Annotated in this window: 17 protein-coding genes; all 17 read left to right on the top strand. The window is 41.7% G+C overall.

What is annotated here, in order from left to right; translation table 11 throughout:
- Positions 1–27 precede the first annotated feature (27 nt).
- The gene (gene flhA / locus NST73_RS08295; RefSeq protein WP_045034262.1) at positions 28–2,061 is read left to right on the top strand and encodes a flagellar biosynthesis protein FlhA; all 2,034 of its coding nucleotides are present in this window, start codon (positions 28–30) and stop codon (positions 2,059–2,061) included.
- On the top strand, positions 2,061–3,179 hold the full coding sequence (gene flhF, locus NST73_RS08300; RefSeq protein WP_017359083.1) for a flagellar biosynthesis protein FlhF: 1,119 nt from the start codon (positions 2,061–2,063) through the stop codon (positions 3,177–3,179). Before flhA ends, flhF begins: the two co-directional genes overlap by 1 nt.
- A complete protein-coding gene (locus NST73_RS08305; RefSeq protein ID WP_342499507.1) occupies positions 3,176–4,081 on the top strand; it encodes a MinD/ParA family protein in 906 nt (301 codons plus the stop codon). The genes flhF and NST73_RS08305 overlap by 4 nt, the downstream gene beginning before the upstream one ends.
- Positions 4,078–5,160 (top strand): chemotaxis response regulator protein-glutamate methylesterase, encoded by a 1,083-nt coding sequence (locus NST73_RS08310; protein ID WP_024720361.1) that lies wholly within the window; start codon positions 4,078–4,080, stop codon positions 5,158–5,160. Before NST73_RS08305 ends, NST73_RS08310 begins: the two co-directional genes overlap by 4 nt.
- 5 nt (positions 5,161–5,165) lie before the next feature.
- Entirely contained in the window at positions 5,166–7,193 is a 2,028-nt protein-coding gene (locus tag NST73_RS08315; RefSeq protein WP_039166663.1) for a chemotaxis protein CheA, read from the top strand.
- 24 nt (positions 7,194–7,217) lie between these two features.
- Positions 7,218–7,679: a chemotaxis protein CheW gene (locus NST73_RS08320; RefSeq protein WP_007499568.1), complete on the top strand. Its 462-nt coding sequence runs from the start codon at positions 7,218–7,220 to the stop codon at positions 7,677–7,679.
- Positions 7,680–7,691: 12 nt separating this feature from the next.
- Positions 7,692–8,318 (top strand): chemotaxis protein CheC, encoded by a 627-nt coding sequence (locus NST73_RS08325; RefSeq protein ID WP_024720363.1) that lies wholly within the window; start codon positions 7,692–7,694, stop codon positions 8,316–8,318.
- Positions 8,318–8,818 carry a chemotaxis protein CheD gene (locus tag NST73_RS08330; protein WP_007499566.1) on the top strand — a complete coding sequence of 167 codons (501 nt, stop codon included), beginning with the start codon at positions 8,318–8,320 and terminating at the stop codon, positions 8,816–8,818. The genes NST73_RS08325 and NST73_RS08330 overlap by 1 nt, the downstream gene beginning before the upstream one ends.
- Before the next feature lie 24 nt (positions 8,819–8,842).
- On the top strand, positions 8,843–9,610 hold the full coding sequence (locus NST73_RS08335; RefSeq protein WP_007499565.1) for a FliA/WhiG family RNA polymerase sigma factor: 768 nt from the start codon (positions 8,843–8,845) through the stop codon (positions 9,608–9,610).
- 21 nt (positions 9,611–9,631) lie between these two features.
- Positions 9,632–10,171 carry a hypothetical protein gene (locus NST73_RS08340; protein ID WP_045034267.1) on the top strand — a complete coding sequence of 180 codons (540 nt, stop codon included), beginning with the start codon at positions 9,632–9,634 and terminating at the stop codon, positions 10,169–10,171.
- Positions 10,172–10,326: 155 nt separating this feature from the next.
- Entirely contained in the window at positions 10,327–11,061 is a 735-nt protein-coding gene (rpsB, locus tag NST73_RS08345; protein WP_007499561.1) for a 30S ribosomal protein S2, read from the top strand.
- Between the two features lie 91 nt (positions 11,062–11,152).
- Positions 11,153–12,034 (top strand): translation elongation factor Ts, encoded by an 882-nt coding sequence (gene tsf / locus NST73_RS08350; RefSeq protein WP_007499558.1) that lies wholly within the window; start codon positions 11,153–11,155, stop codon positions 12,032–12,034.
- A gap of 134 nt (positions 12,035–12,168) precedes the next feature.
- Positions 12,169–12,891: a UMP kinase gene (gene pyrH / locus NST73_RS08355; protein WP_008344767.1), complete on the top strand. Its 723-nt coding sequence runs from the start codon at positions 12,169–12,171 to the stop codon at positions 12,889–12,891.
- 1 nt (position 12,892) lies between these two features.
- Positions 12,893–13,450: a ribosome recycling factor gene (gene frr, locus NST73_RS08360; RefSeq protein WP_008344764.1), complete on the top strand. Its 558-nt coding sequence runs from the start codon at positions 12,893–12,895 to the stop codon at positions 13,448–13,450.
- A 129-nt stretch (positions 13,451–13,579) separates the two neighbouring features.
- Entirely contained in the window at positions 13,580–14,362 is a 783-nt protein-coding gene (locus tag NST73_RS08365) for an isoprenyl transferase (RefSeq protein WP_342499508.1), read from the top strand.
- A 12-nt stretch (positions 14,363–14,374) separates the two neighbouring features.
- The gene (locus NST73_RS08370; protein WP_007499550.1) at positions 14,375–15,169 is read left to right on the top strand and encodes a phosphatidate cytidylyltransferase; all 795 of its coding nucleotides are present in this window, start codon (positions 14,375–14,377) and stop codon (positions 15,167–15,169) included.
- 39 nt (positions 15,170–15,208) lie between these two features.
- Complete coding sequence (dxr, locus tag NST73_RS08375; protein WP_017359078.1) at positions 15,209–16,360, top strand: 1-deoxy-D-xylulose-5-phosphate reductoisomerase; 1,152 nt, start codon at positions 15,209–15,211, stop codon at positions 16,358–16,360.
- The last annotated feature ends 4 nt before the right edge of the window (positions 16,361–16,364 follow it).

The following is a 16,364-nucleotide window of genomic DNA, read 5'->3' on the forward strand; positions in this document are numbered from 1 at the left end:
TTTTGGTTTTAAAAGGAGAGAACAGGCATGTCAGCAAGAGATTTATCTGTTTTATTCAGTGTTATTTTAATCGTGGCGATGCTGGTCATACCGTTTCCGCCCATCCTATTAAGTATTTTAATCATTATTAATATTTCTCTTGCGCTTATCGTGCTTCTCACCACAATGAACATGCAAGAACCACTGCAATTTTCCATTTTTCCATCTTTGCTTTTGCTCTTAACACTGTTTCGTTTAGGGCTTAACATCTCTACAACCCGTTCTATTTTATCAACTGGAGATGCTGGTAAGGTTGTAGAAACGTTTGGATCATTTGTTGTTGGGGGCAATATACTCGTTGGTCTGGTTGTCTTCCTTATTCTGATCATCATTCAGTTTATTGTCATCACCAAAGGGGCAGAGCGTGTATCAGAGGTTGCGGCCAGATTTACACTCGATGCGATGCCAGGTAAACAGATGAGTATTGACGCAGATTTGAATGCAGGAATGCTGACAGAAAGTGAAGCTAGAAACCGCCGTGAAAAAGTAGCAAGAGAAGCAGACTTTTATGGTGCAATGGATGGTGCAAGTAAGTTCGTTAAAGGGGATGCCATCGCAGGTATTATTATCGTCATTATCAATATTATTTTTGGCATCATTATTGGGATGATTCAGCAAGGAATGTCAATTCAAGAATCAGCTTCCCACTTTACTCTTTTAACAGTGGGGGATGGAATTGTTTCGCAGATCCCTGCACTTCTTATTTCAACAGCGACAGGGATTGTTGTCACGAGAGCGGCTTCTAACGGAAACCTTGGTTCAGACATTACGGGTCAGCTCTTTGCCTTCCCTGCCATGCTTTATGTCACAGCAGGTACGATCTTCCTGCTTGGATTGTTTACGCCAATTGGCGTACTTTTGACAGGGCCGATCGCAGGTTTACTTGCACTCGGTGCGTACATGATGTCGAAAAACAAACAGGATCAAGAAGAGATTGAAGAAGTACTGGAAGAACAGGCAGAGGTAGAAGAGATGAAAAGTCCAGAAAGCGTCATTCATCTCCTGCAAATGGATGCCATTGAATTTGAATTTGGCTACGGGTTAATCCCACTTGCAGATGCCAATCAAGGCGGAGACCTGCTAGACCGAATTGTCATGATCAGAAGGCAGCTTGCTCTTGAACTAGGTCTTGTCATTCCAGTTGTCCGTATTCGAGACAACATTGCGCTGAACCCGAATGAATACAGGCTCAAAATAAAAGGGAACGAAGTGGCAAAAGGAGAGCTGCTGCTCGATCATTACTTAGCGATGTCTCCAACGCCTGATGATGATCCGATTGAAGGAATTGAAACAATCGAACCATCCTTTGGTCTGCCGGCAAAATGGATATCAGAAGCAGAAAAAGATCAGGCTGAAATGCTTGGGTATACAGTGGTCGATCCAGCATCTGTTGTGTCTACCCACATCACAGAGAAGATTAGACAGAACACCCATGAACTGCTTGGACGCCAAGAAACGAAGCAATTAATCGATCATCTGAAAGAAAGTTATCCAGTTCTAGTAGATGAGGTAACACCGAATCCACTAGCAGTCGGGGATATCCAAAAAGTACTTGCAAAACTTCTGAAAGAAAAGGTCTCCATTCGAAACCTTGTGACCATTTTTGAGACCCTTGCAGACTACGGAAAATTAACGACTGATACAGACTTGCTAACAGAGTATGTTAGACAGGCACTTGCAAGACAGATTACTGCACAGTATGCAAGAGAAAATGAATCACTGAAAGTCGTGACATGCTCAGGCCGAGTCGAAAAGGTGATTGCAGACAGCGTGCAGCAAACAGAGCATGGGAACTACTTATCGTTAGATCCAGAATCCTCTGAAAGTGTGATTCAATCAGTGGCGAGAGAAATTGAACAGCTTTCGCTTCGTCAGGAAACGCCGGTTCTATTATGCTCACCTCCTATAAGAATGTACGTCAAACAGTTGTTAGAAAGATATTTCCCAGAATTACCGGTACTATCTTATAACGAACTAGAAGCAAATGTGGAAGTACAGAGCATCGGAGTGGTGGATATCTAATGAAAATGAAAAAAATCACAGCGAATTCTATGCAGGAGGCAACGATTCAAATCAGGCAGCAGCTTGGGAAAGATGCCGTCATATTAAATTCGAAAACCGTTGTCAAACGAAAGCTGTTCGGTTTAAAGAAACAGCAAATGGTCGAAGTGATTGCAGTGCTGGATCAAGATTTTGAAGAAAGAGCCGGTAAAGGATTACAACCAGCAGCTGCGCCTATCCCGGTGTTACCGAAAAAGGAGCAGACTCAACACCTTACACAAGAGCTGCCGGCTGCTGCTCAAGCAGTCAAAGCAGCGCCTTCTCATTCTCAGCCTATAGAATATGCAAGAAACGAACGCCATGCCGGGATCTTGCCGGATTCTCTCATGAAAATGGATCAAAAGCTAAAGGATCAAGGTCTTGATGATGAGATTCGAGATGAGTGCTTAAAGGGTCTTTTAACAAAAGGTGCTGTGAAAGAAGAGCAGATTGAAAAAGAACTTGAAAAACTACTCACAGGGATGCTGCCGGCTCACACTTCTGATGAGCCGATGATTCGTTCGAAATACATTGTGCTGTTTGGTTCAACTGGTGCTGGTAAAACGACAACGATTGCAAAGCTGGCTGCGAAAACGGCTATTCAGCAGCAAAAGAAAATTGCTTTTATCACAACAGATACGTACCGGATTGCAGCGATTGAACAACTAAAAACATATGCTGAACTGCTGAATGCACCTCTTGAAGTTTGTTATTCAAGAGAGGACTTTGTGAAAGCACAGCAGACCTTTAAAGACTATGATCATATTTTCATCGATACAGCAGGCCGTAACTTTAAAGAAGAGGCGTATATTAAAGAGCTGACGGATATCATTCCATTTGATGAAAGCATTCAAAGTTTTCTTGTCATGAGTGCGACGTCGAAGTATCAGGATATGAAAGCCATGGTCAAACGTTTTGAACATGTTCCAATCGATCAATTTATTTTCACAAAAGTTGATGAAACAGACACGATGGGAACGATCTTTCAAATCATTGCAGAATCTCAAATCGGGCTCGGATTTTTAACAAATGGTCAAAATGTGCCTGAGGATATTCTTGAGAGTTCCCCCCTTGATTTGACAAGGATGGTCTTACAATGATGAAGCCTGACCAAGCCGAAGGTTTAAGAAAGCTTGTTCAGCAGAATCAACTGATTGTACCGAACACTCTTCGTGCGAATGGACAGGCGAAAACCATTGCTGTCATGAGCGGTAAAGGCGGAGTAGGTAAATCGAATTTAACGCTGAATATGGCACTGTCTATCGCAAGTACGGGCAAGCAAGTGCTCATCATCGACCTCGACTTTGGCATGGGGAATATTGATATTTTACTAGGGAAAACATCGACCAGCTCTATATTAGACGTGCTTGTTAGAAAAAAATCCTTCCAAGCGGCTATGACAAAAGGAACGGACAATCTGTATTACATTTCTGGCGGAAGCGGGCTTGAACAGCTGTTTTCTTTAGACAAAGATCAATGGTCGTTCTTTTTAGAAGAGATGGAGAAAATATTGAATGACTTTGATTGTATATTCTTTGATATGGGTGCAGGCTTGTCAAAAGATCAACTCCCTTTTGTCTTATCGGCAGGAGAGGTGGTCGTTGTGACAACGCCAGAACCAACATCCATCATGGATGCCTACAGCGCAATTAAGCACTTAGCCATTCATCAGTTTGAACAGTCTGTTCAAATCATCGTCAACCGGTGTAAAACCCCGTCAGAAGGGTCTGAAACGTACCGGAAATTAGCAGGAGTGGTGACATCCTTTCTACACCGAAAGCTTGTGTTTGCTGGGGCGGTGCCTGATGATCCTGCTGTTCCTAAAGCAGTCACTGAACAAATTCCATTTTATATGAAGCAGCCTCATTCAAGGCTAAGTAAAACCATTAAAATGCTGGCTGAAACACTGTATCATCAGCAGACAAGAGAGGCACGGAGAGAGCAGCATACGTTTATAGATAAGTTGTCCTCTTTTTTTAAAAGGAGGAAGGTGGACTCATGATTAGAGTGCTTGTAGTAGATGACTCGGCTTTTATGAGAAAACTCATCAGTGATTTCCTAAGTGCCGAGCAAGAAATTGAAGTCGTCGGAACGGCGCGAAATGGAGAAGATGCCTTAAAGCGGATTAAGGAATTGAATCCAGATGTTGTCACACTTGATGTGGAAATGCCTGTTCTAAATGGAACAGAAGCATTAAAACAAATTCTGGCTGAACACGACCTTGCTGTAATTATGGTGTCAAGCCAGACGAAGCAAGGGAAGGAATTAACCATCCATTGCTTAGAACTCGGTGCTTTTGACTTTGTGACAAAGCCTTCAGGAAGTATTTCGCTCGATTTACACAAAGTAAGAGGTCAAATTGTAGAGCGGGTACTTGCGGCAGGCCTGTCGAGAAAACGTACTGAGAAACAAGTTTCTCCTAAGCCGTTCATGAAGCCGCCAAGTCCAATTCCAGCGGTCGCTCCCCGCCTGCAAGAAGTAAGAAGCGGTTCATCACTCCGAAAGATTATTTCAATCGGAACTTCTACGGGAGGGCCTAGGGCGCTTCAACGAGTCGTCACGAAGCTGCCAAAAGACATAGAGGCGCCGATTTTGATTGTGCAGCATATGCCGGCAGGATTTACGGCATCGCTGGCTACTAGATTAGATCATTTATCACAAATTACGATCAAAGAAGCTCAAGATGGAGACATCGCTAAAAATGGAGTGGCTTACATAGCTCCTGGTGGATTGAATATGTCACTTCATGAACAAGGGGCAGCTTTAGTGATCAGGCTGTCCCCAGAAGACACTGACAGCCGTCACAAACCTTCTGTTAACTATTTATTTGAATCCATCAGCAACATAAAAGGTTACGAGAAAATCGCTGTCATTATGACAGGAATGGGTAGTGATGGCACAGAAGGTGTCAAAAAAATGGTCGCAAGCGGTCATACAAAAGTCATTGCAGAAAAAGAAGAATCATGTGTTGTTTTCGGAATGCCTAAATCAGTCATTAAAGCAGGCCTTGCACATGAAACAAGGCATGTGGATGACATCGCACATGCAATTATAAGCTCCATGAAAAAAGAGAGGGCGTGAACACGTTGGATGTAAACCAATACTTAGATATCTTTTTAGATGAAAGCAGAGAACACTTACAAACTTGTAATGAAAAACTTCTTGAATTAGAAAAGAACCCAACAGACTTGCAGCTAGTGAATGATATATTCAGAGCCGCTCATACACTGAAAGGCATGAGTGCAACGATGGGCTTTGATGATATGGCTCAATTAACACATCATTTAGAAAACATGTTTGATGCCATCAGAAACGAACAAATGATTGTCACTCCTGAATCAATGGATACGATGTTTGAAGCACTCGATCACCTTGAAGCAATGGTTCAATCGATTGCAGAGGGCGGGGATGGAAAACGTGATGTCACGGAGATTAGTAAAAAACTAGATGTGACAGGAAGCCATGCAGAAACAGCCTCTGCCGTTGAGACTGCTGAAGCATCATCAGCTGCAAGCGACCTAGACTATAACGAATTTGAACGAACAGTTCTTGATGAAGCGAGAGAACAAGGCTTTAAATGTTATGAGCTGAACGTGACATTAAGTGACGCATGCTTATTAAAAGCCGTTCGTGTCTATATGATTTTTGAAAGACTGAACGAAGCAGGAGAAGTTGTCAAAACGGTTCCGAATGCAGAACTTTTAGAATCAGAAGATTTTGAATCTGAATTCAGCATTTCTTACTTATCGAAACAGCCGATGGAAGAAGTGAAAAAAATCGTGACAGCGATCTCAGAGGTTGAACAAGTGGAGATTTCTGAAGTCTCTGCCTTTGAAGAAGTGGCTCCGGCTGAAACAAAAGCAGAGAAACCTGAGCAGAAAAATGAAGAAGTCGCAGCTCCTGCTGCTAAAGCGCCAGCAAACGATGCGCCAAAAGCAAATGGCAATAACGGTGCAGCTGCTGGCGGAACGAAAACGATCCGTGTCAACATCGATCGTCTAGATTCGCTTATGAACCTGTTTGAAGAGCTTGTCATTGATAGAGGACGTTTAGAACAGATTGCCAAAGAACTTGAAAACAACGAACTCACGGATACAGTGGAAAGAATGTCCCGTATTTCTGGAGACCTGCAATCGATCATCTTGAACATGAGAATGGTGCCTGTAGAAACGGTGTTTAACAGATTCCCACGTATGATTCGTCAATTGACGAAAGAGCTCAATAAGAAAATTGAACTGATCATTGAAGGTGCTGAGACAGAGCTTGATCGAACAGTGATCGATGAAATTGGCGATCCGCTCTTACACTTACTTAGAAACAGTCTCGATCACGGGATTGAATCACCAGAAGAACGTGTGAAAAAAGGCAAACCAGAAAAAGGAACTGTTCTTTTAAAAGCATATCATAGCGGAAACCATGTCTTCATTGAAGTCGAAGATGATGGAGGCGGGATTAACCGTAAAAAGGTCCTTGAAAAAGCATTAGAGCGCGGGGTTATTACAGAAAGAGAAGCGGAAACACTTGAAGATCACCAAATTGATTCATTGATCTTTGCAGCAGGGTTCTCTACAGCGGATACGATTTCTGATATCTCGGGCCGAGGTGTAGGTCTTGACGTTGTGAAAAACAAGCTGGAATCATTAGGTGGTTCTGTGAGTATTAACTCAACAGAAGGTCAAGGCTCACTGTTCTCAATTCAGCTTCCACTCACATTATCGATCATTTCCGTACTTCTTGTGAAACTAGAGGAAGAAACATTTGCTATTCCGATTTCTTCTATTATAGAAACGGCTGTCATTAAGAAGAGTGACATCCTTCAAACGCATGATCGTGAAGTCATTGATTTCCGTGGATTTATCGTACCGGTTGTGTACTTGAAGAAACAGTTCAACGTACCAAATGCGAATGATTTAGAAGAAGAACTGCACATTATTGTTGTCCGTAAAGGAGACAAGCTAACAGCATTTGTGGTCGATTCGTTTATCGGTCAGCAAGAGGTTGTATTGAAATCACTTGGTGATTACCTACCAAACGTATTTGCGATATCAGGCGCAACAATCTTAGGTGACGGTCAGGTTGCACTCATCGTTGACTGTAATGCACTGATTAAGTAAAAAACAATAGAGGAGCGGTCTGAAATGAGTACAGATATCAAAACTGGCGAAAAGATGATTGTGTTTATCGTAAACAAAAAAGAATACGCCATTTCAGTATCAGAAGTAAAGTCCATTGAAAAATGGCAGCAGCCGACAAGAGTTCCTGGCGTTGCCCCTTATATATGCGGTGTCATTAATCTACGTGGTGTCGTGACACCTGTCATTGACCTTAGAGTGAGACTTGGATCAACTGACAACGAGATTACAGACGAAACAAGAATGATTATTGTACAAGTTGGTGACATTGAAGTCGGCTGGATTGTTGATGAAGCAAATGATGTCATTACTGTCCATCAGGAAGAGGTAGAATCTTCTACTGATACAGCTGAAAAAGAAGGACTGTCATGGGTGACAGGAATTATTAAGCATGATCAGCGTCTATTCAATATCATTCATGCTGGTGCGGTCCTCGACAAGAGCGTGCAAGATGCACCTGTTCATTAAGGGGGATGTGAAATGAGCATTTTCAATGAAATTAAAGATGAACAGCTAGATATTTTAAGTGAGGTTGGGAATATCGGAGCAGGCCATGCAGCGTCTGCTCTTGCCAGCCTATTGAATCGCAAAATTGATATGGCTGTTCCTTTTGTCAAAGTTCTCTCGTTTGAAGATTTAATGGATTTCTTTGGTGGAGCAGACCTTCCAGTTGCCAGTATCTTTTTGCGAATGGAGGGTGATCTTACCGGTTCAATCTTTTTCATTATGCCGTTTGAACAAGCTGAACAATTTGTAAGAGAGCTTGTTCAGGACCCAGCATTTGATATTGATACGATTCATGAACACATGCTAGGAACATCAGCGCTTCATGAGCTAGGAAATATTTTAGCGGGCTCTTATTTATCAGCACTTGCCGATTTAACAAAACTGCAGCTTCAACCAAGTGTTCCAGATGTCACGCTCGACATGTTCGGGGCTGTCATTAGTGAAGGATTAATGCAGTTTAGCCCTCTCGGCGATCAGGCGATTGTGATTGATACATCGATTTTTGATGATCAAAATCAGCAAGAGCTGAAAGGAAATATGTTTCTATTACCAGACTTTGAATCGTTTGAAAAACTGTTCAAAGCATTAGGTAACCTATAATGAACGTGCAGATTCCGGCAGTTGTAAAGGTTGGTATAGCGGATGTTCAGCTTGTGAAAACACCGGACCGTATTCGGACATCCGGTCTCGGTTCTTGCGTAGGACTTGTCCTTTTTGACCAAGAAAAAAAACTGGCAGGACTTGTCCATGTCATGCTTCCAGACTCCTCTCTTTCAAAAGGAGCGGTAGAGAACTTGGCTAAGTATGCAGATACAGGTGTCAAGCATACAATTGATCTGCTCTTAAAAGAAGGAGCGCGCAAACATGCGCTAAAAGCGAAGCTTGCTGGCGGCGCAGAAATGTTTAAATTTAAGTCAACCAATGATCTGATGAGAATTGGACCTAGAAATGTATCAGCTGTGAAAGAACATCTGTCTCTTCATCATATCCCGATCATTAGTGAGGACACGGGCGGAAACAATGGACGCACGATTGAATTCGATCCGCTTACAACAGAACTTGAGATCCGCACTGTGAAACAAGGCATTATGAAGATATAACTAAGGAAGTATAGGGGGAGAAAGATGCAATCCTTAAATTACGAAGATCAGGCGCTATGGGCTAGATGGAAAGAGTGGAAGGACCCAGCTGCTGGAGATGATCTTATGCGCCGCTATATGCCGCTCGTCACATATCATGTTGGAAGAATTTCCATCGGTCTCCCGAAGTCAGTGCACAAAGAAGACTTGATCAGTCTAGGGATGCTCGGTTTATATGATGCCCTTGAAAAATTTGACCCCGGAAGAGATCTGAAGTTTGATACATATGCATCCTTCAGAATTCGCGGGGCCATCATCGACGGTCTTCGTAAAGAGGACTGGCTGCCTCGTACATCAAGAGAAAAAACAAAAAAAGTAGAAGCGGCAATTGAAAAGCTTGAACAGCGATATTTACGAAATGTGACACCAACAGAGGTTGCTGAAGAACTCGGCATGAGTGAACAAGATGTGGTCACAACGATGAATGAAGGGTTCTTTGCGAATTTGCTCTCGATTGATGAGAAGCTGCATGATCAAGAAGACGGAGAAAACGTTCAAGTCATGATTCGCGACGAAAAGACTGTGACACCTGAAGAAAAAATGCTGAAAGATGAATTAATTGAACAGCTTGCCGAAAAAATGACAGAGCTTTCGGAAAAAGAAAAGCTTGTGATTAGTCTTTTCTATAAAGAGGAATTGACGTTAACGGAAATTGGTCAAGTGCTTAATTTATCGACCTCCCGCATTTCGCAAATTCATTCAAAGGCATTGTTCAAGCTTAAGCATCTGCTTGATAAAGCCATTCAATCTTAAAGAGTTAGTGAGTGAAAAAATATGCTATGGCTGATTAGCTTTATGCTTCATGCTGCACTTATTTATTTTGTGATCATTTTATACACGAGAATGAATTCGCTGAAGGCAACAGAACAAAAGCAGCGAGAGCTTTTAGAAGAAACGGAAAATACCCTGGCTGCATTTTTGATGGAAGTCAAAGAAGAGAATGAAAAACTATCAAAAGCTGCAGCCACTTCCCCTGATTTTTCTGCTGAAGAGCTGAAATCGGATCTTCAGACACCAAAGCAGCCACAACCACCAATTGAATCCCAGCAATCGGTAGAAAGTGAAGATCCAGTTCCAGAGCACCTGTCGGCTCTCCTTAGCGAAGTTGAGGTGCAGGAAGAGAAGGTAAACGAACCCGTTTCAAGTCTCGAAACAGAAGCTTCTGCGCCTTCTGAAAGTGAAAGAGAAGAAACATTCGAGGATCAAGTAAAGGCCTTATATGATCAAGGGCTATCATTAGAAGAAATAGCGAAAGAATTAAAAACGGGCAAGACAGAAATCGAGCTTTTATTAAAATTTAGCGGAAAGCTGTAAAGGATTCTTGATTGTCAGTCCATCATGTGTTATATTATTTCTTGGTGTTAAATACACACGCTTAATGATTCGTATGAAGGTGCTGCCGTGGCGCAGTTTTATGTGAACATGACTTAAGCGGAGGAAAAAAAACCATTATATTAGGAGGCAACAACATGTCAGTTATTTCTATGAAACAATTGCTAGAAGCTGGTGTTCACTTCGGTCACCAAACACGCCGTTGGAACCCAAAAATGAAGCGTTACATCTTTACAGAGCGTAACGGTATCTACATCATCGATCTTCAAAAAACGGTGAAAAAAGTAGAGGAAGCTTACAACTTCACGAAAAACCTTGCTGCTGACGGAGGAAAAATCCTTTTCGTTGGTACGAAAAAGCAAGCACAAGATTCAGTGAAAGAAGAAGCAATCCGTTCTGGTATGTTCTATGTAAACCAACGCTGGCTTGGTGGAACGTTAACAAACTTTGAAACAATCCAAAAACGTATCAAACGTTTAAAAGATATCGAAAAAATGCAAGAAAACGGTACGTTCGAAGTTCTTCCTAAGAAAGAAGTCGTTCAACTGAAAAAAGAATTAGAACGTCTTGAAAAATTCCTAGGCGGAATCAAAGACATGAAGGGTCTTCCAGATGCACTTTTCATTATCGACCCTCGTAAAGAGCGTATTGCAGTTGCAGAAGCTCGTAAATTGAATATCCCAATTATCGGTATCGTTGACACAAACTGTGATCCAGACGAAATTGATGTTGTGATCCCTGCAAACGATGATGCAATCCGTGCTGTAAAACTTCTAACTGCTAAAATGGCAGATGCGATTCTTGAGTCTAAACAAGGCGAAGAAGAAGCTGTTGTAGAAGAAACGACAGAAACTGAAACAACAACTGCGTAACCTATTCAAAAGGTGATAAGAGGGAACTGCCTTTTATCACCTTTTTTTCACCTAGTAATCCGTGTTTTAACATAGAAGGAGGAAATGTAAAATGGCAATTACTGCTCAATTAGTAAAAGAACTGCGTCAAAAAACTGGTGCAGGTATGATGGACTGTAAAAAAGCGTTAACAGAAACTGATGGTGACATCGACAAAGCAATCGATCTTCTAAGAGAAAAAGGGATCGCAAAAGCTGCGAAAAAAGCAGACCGTATTGCGGCAGAAGGATTAACTCTTATTAAAACTGACGGCAATACTGGCGTTATCCTAGAAGTGAACTCTGAGACTGATTTCGTTGCGAAAAACGAAGGATTCCAAAATCTTCTTAACGAACTTGCTGATCATTTACTTGCTGCGAAACCTGCAACAATTGAAGAAGCACATGCTTCTAAAATGGAAAATGGTTCAACAGTTGAAGAACATATTACTTCTGCAATTGCGAAAATCGGAGAAAAAATTACGCTGCGCCGTTTCTCAGTCATCACAAAAGAAGATAACGCTGCATTCGGTTCTTACTTACACATGGGCGGACGCATCGGTGTATTAGCGGTTCTTAACGGAACAACTGATGAAGAGCTTGCGAGAGACATCGCAATGCACGTTGCTGCTGTAAACCCTAAATACATTTCTCGTGACCAAGTGTCTGAAGAAGAAGCAAACCGTGAGCGTGAAGTATTAACACAACAAGCGCTTCAAGAAGGAAAGCCTGAAAATATCGTTGCTAAAATGGTAGAAGGCCGTCTAAACAAATTCTTCGAAGAAATTTGCTTACTTGACCAAGCATTCGTTAAAAACCCAGATGAAAAAGTGAAACAAGTTGTAGGTGCGAAAAACGCAACTGTTCAAACTTATGTTCGCTATGAAGTGGGCGAAGGTATCGAAAAGCGTCAAGACAACTTTGCTGAAGAAGTCATGAGCCAAGTGAAAAAATAATGTTTGAAAAGCTCTCTGGGGCTTTTTTAGGGAGCACAAGCACTGTGTTCCCTATTTTTTAGAGGATATTGATTTACAAAAGACGGTTTCTTACGCATAATAAGAGACGGTATAGTTTACACTTGGAGGTTATCATGAGCAAACCGAAATATAATCGCATTGTACTGAAGCTAAGTGGAGAAGCACTAGCTGGTGATGCTGGAAATGGAATTAACCCAACTGTCATTCAATCAATTGCAAAGCAAGTAAAAGAAATTGCAGAACTTGATGTTGAAGTTGCAGTCGTTGTAGGCGGAGGAAACCTTTGGCGTGGTAAGACAGGCAGTGACTTAGGAATGGACCGGGCAACAGCAGACTATATGGGAATGCTTGCAACAGTGATGAATTCATTGGCATTACAAGACAGCCTAGAAACGCTTGGCATTCAGTCTAGAGTACAAACCTCTATCGAAATGAGACAGGTTGCAGAGCCATACATAAGAAGAAAAGCGATCCGTCACCTTGAGAAGAAACGTGTCGTGATTTTTGCTGCAGGTACTGGTAACCCTTATTTCTCTACTGATACAACAGCAGCACTTCGTGCAGCTGAAATTGAAGCAGATGTCATTTTAATGGCGAAAAACAATGTAGACGGTGTCTACAGTGCTGATCCTCGTACAGATGCGGATGCAGTAAAATATGATAAGCTTTCATATCTTGATGTACTAAAAGAAGGGCTTGCTGTAATGGATTCTACTGCGTCCTCATTATGTATGGACAATGACATTCCATTAATCGTCTTCTCTATTATGGAAGAAGGAAATATTAAACGTGCCGTCAATGGCGAATCAATCGGAACGATCGTGAGGGGGAAATAACGTGTCAAAAGAAGTGTTGAACCAAACAAAAGAAAAAATGGAAAAAGCCGTTCAAGCATACGGACGTGAACTAGCAACTGTCCGTGCGGGCAGAGCTAATGCTTCCCTTTTAGACAAAGTAACAGTGGATTACTATGGTGCGCAAACACCACTAAACCAAATTGCGTCAATTACAGTGCCAGAAGCACGTATGCTGATTATCACACCTTACGATAAAACAGCGATCGGTGATATCGAAAAGGCGATCCAAAAGTCTGATCTTGGTATCACACCAACAAGTGACGGAAACGTGATCCGTATTGCGATCCCAGCACTAACAGAAGAAAGACGTAAAGAACTTGTAAAAGTTGTGAGAAAATACTCAGAAGAAGCAAAAGTAGCTGTTCGTAACGTTCGTCGTGATGCAAACGATGAATTGAAAAAGCTAGAGAAAAATGGGGAGATCACTGAAGATGAATTAAGATCATCTACAGAGGATGTTCAAAAATTGACAGATGAATATGTCGCTAAAATTGATGAAGTGACAAAAGATAAAGAAAAAGAAATCATGGAAGTTTAAGAAAAAACTATGTACAATAGATAATAGTGAAAAGACCCTCTTCATGTTTACAGGGGGTTTTTTTGTTAATACTGTTGAGGACTATATTATTAGCGGGAACGCAACCTTTTTGGGTGATGGAGGAATCTCATGCTCAATATACTCAAAAATTGGAAGAATCAGCAAACAGCAGCTTCCAACTTAGAAAGCCTGACAAAAGAAGACATATTAAATGGAGAAATTCCTGAACATATCGCCATTATCATGGATGGGAATGGAAGATGGGCGAAGAAACGTGCGCTTCCACGGGTAGCAGGACATCATGAAGGAATGAAAGTTGTCAAGCGCATGACCAAGCTTGCAAATGAGCTGAATGTCAAAGTGCTGACTTTGTATGCTTTCTCTACAGAAAATTGGAAACGTCCAAAACTAGAAGTAGACTTTTTAATGAAGCTTCCTGAAGAGTTTCTAAACATCTATCTGCCTGAACTTATCGAGGAAAATGTCCGTGTACGTTTAACAGGTGATCCAGACGGCCTCCCGCAGCATACGAAAAAAGCGGTAGAGAACGCAGTGAAGAGTACGGCGAATAATGACGGACTCATTTTAAATTTTGCGCTCAATTATGGAGGACGGACAGAAATTATTTCTGCATGCAGACAAATTTCTGAAAAAGTCAAAGATGGCAAGCTTCGAGCAGAAGACATCACAGAAGAGATGTTTTCAGCTTATTTAATGACAGAATCTCTTCAAGATCCGGATTTGCTTATTCGCACGAGTGGAGAAATTAGATTAAGCAACTTTATGCTTTGGCAAATTGCGTACAGTGAGTTTGTCTTTACGGATGTGCTTTGGCCTGACTTTTCTGATGAGCATCTCATAGGCGCTATCGGAGAGTACCAGCGCCGCGGCCGGAGGTTCGGTGGAATTTAGAGGGTGGTGCAGATGAAACAAAGAATTTTGACGGGTGTTCTGGCAGCTGCAGTGTTTTTACTTGCAGTGATTTATGGACAAATGCCATTTACCCTGCTGATTTATTTAATGGGAAGTGTCGCTCTCTTTGAGCTTCTTAGAATGAAAAAGATTTCGATTTTCAGCTTTCCTGGCATTGTCAGCTTAATATTGCTTTGGCTTTTAATGGGCGGAGAAAATAGCTTCTTCCCGAACGTAGACGCATCAAAAATGCAGATTGCTTTATTTGCAGTCTTAATCCTTTTAACTTATACAGTTCTGAGCAAAAACTCTTTCACATTCGATGAGGTTGCTTTTGTTATATTAGCCACATTATATATTGGCGTTAGTTTCTATTATTTTATTCAAATTAGAGGCTTGTATGGCATGAGTGCGATCTTCTTCGCAGCGGTGATTATTTGGTCCACTGACTCAGGTGCCTATTTTATTGGGAAATCTATGGGGAAACGAAAGCTTTGGCCAGAGATCAGCCCAAACAAAACAGTAGAAGGATTTATCGGCGGAATCGTCACAGCGGTCGTGCTGTCACTTGTGTTCCAGGCGGTTACAGGATTTTTGCCATCATATCTGCTTGTTATGTTTATTACTCTTTTGCTCAGTATTTTTGGACAGCTTGGCGACCTTGTGGAATCTGCTTTAAAGCGTCATTACCATGTGAAGGATTCAGGGACAATCCTCCCAGGTCATGGCGGAATTTTGGACAGGTTTGACAGCTTTTTATTCGTTCTGCCGTTTTTATATTTATTGCTGGCCACGTTTGCTAGCTAACCTCATAGAAACTAATTGAACGAGAGAAGGAGTGGCAATTTGAAATATATTTCGCTATTAGGCGCAACAGGATCAATTGGAGAACAAACATTAGATGTGATCAGGCAGCATCCAGACAAATTCAAGTTGAAAGCGATGACGTTTGGCAGAAATATAGACAAGGCCATCCCTATCATTGAACAATTTCAGCCTGAATTTGTTGGATGTGTAGACGAAGCGACCTATCGCACGTTAAAAGGTCATTCATTTCAATACGATGTCAAAATGGCTGCGGGTGATGAAGCAAACATCGAAGCAGCGACCTATGATGCAGTGGATGTTGTGGTCAATGCACTGGTAGGAAGTGTCGGACTTGTACCGACATTAAAAGCCATTGAACAAAAAAAGACGATCGCACTTGCAAATAAGGAAACACTTGTGACAGCTGGTCATATAGTAAAAGAGTACGCCAAAAAGTATGACGTGCCTTTACTTCCTGTCGATAGTGAACACTCCGCTATTTTTCAATCCCTGCAAGGTGAACAAGCTAAAAACATTGAACGCTTAATCGTCACAGCTTCAGGCGGCAGTTTCCGAGATAAAAAACGCACGGAGCTTGAAGGTGTAACGGTAGAAGAAGCGCTAAATCATCCGAACTGGTCCATGGGCGCAAAAATCACGATCGATTCAGCGACCATGATGAATAAGGGGCTTGAGGTGATTGAGGCGCATTGGCTGTTTGATATCCCATACGATCAAATTGATGTGCTGTTACATAAAGAGAGCATCATCCATTCCATGGTGGAATTCCATGACAAAAGTGTCATGGCTCAGTTAGGTACACCTGACATGAGGGTTCCGATTCAATACGCGCTCACTTATCCTGATAGAGCGCCATTAAAAGAAGCGAAATCATTAAACCTTTGGGAGATTGGACAATTAAATTTCCAAAAAGCGGATTTTGACAGGTATCGCTGCTTACATTTTGCTTATGAATCAGGTAAAATAGGAGGGACAATGCCTACTGTGCTTAATGCAGCCAATGAAATAGCTGTTGATGCATTTTTAAAAGGCAAAGTAACGTTCCTGCAAATTGAAGAATTGATTGAAAAGGCACTGAACAGACATCATGTGATTTCAACGCCTAGTTTGCAAGATATCCATGAAGTGGACAAAGATACACGAGACTTTGTTCAATCAATCCTCGCATAAGGTG

This window comes from Bacillus sp. FSL W7-1034 (assembly GCF_038593365.1).
Taxonomy (GTDB): domain Bacteria; phylum Bacillota; class Bacilli; order Bacillales; family Bacillaceae; genus Bacillus; species Bacillus altitudinis.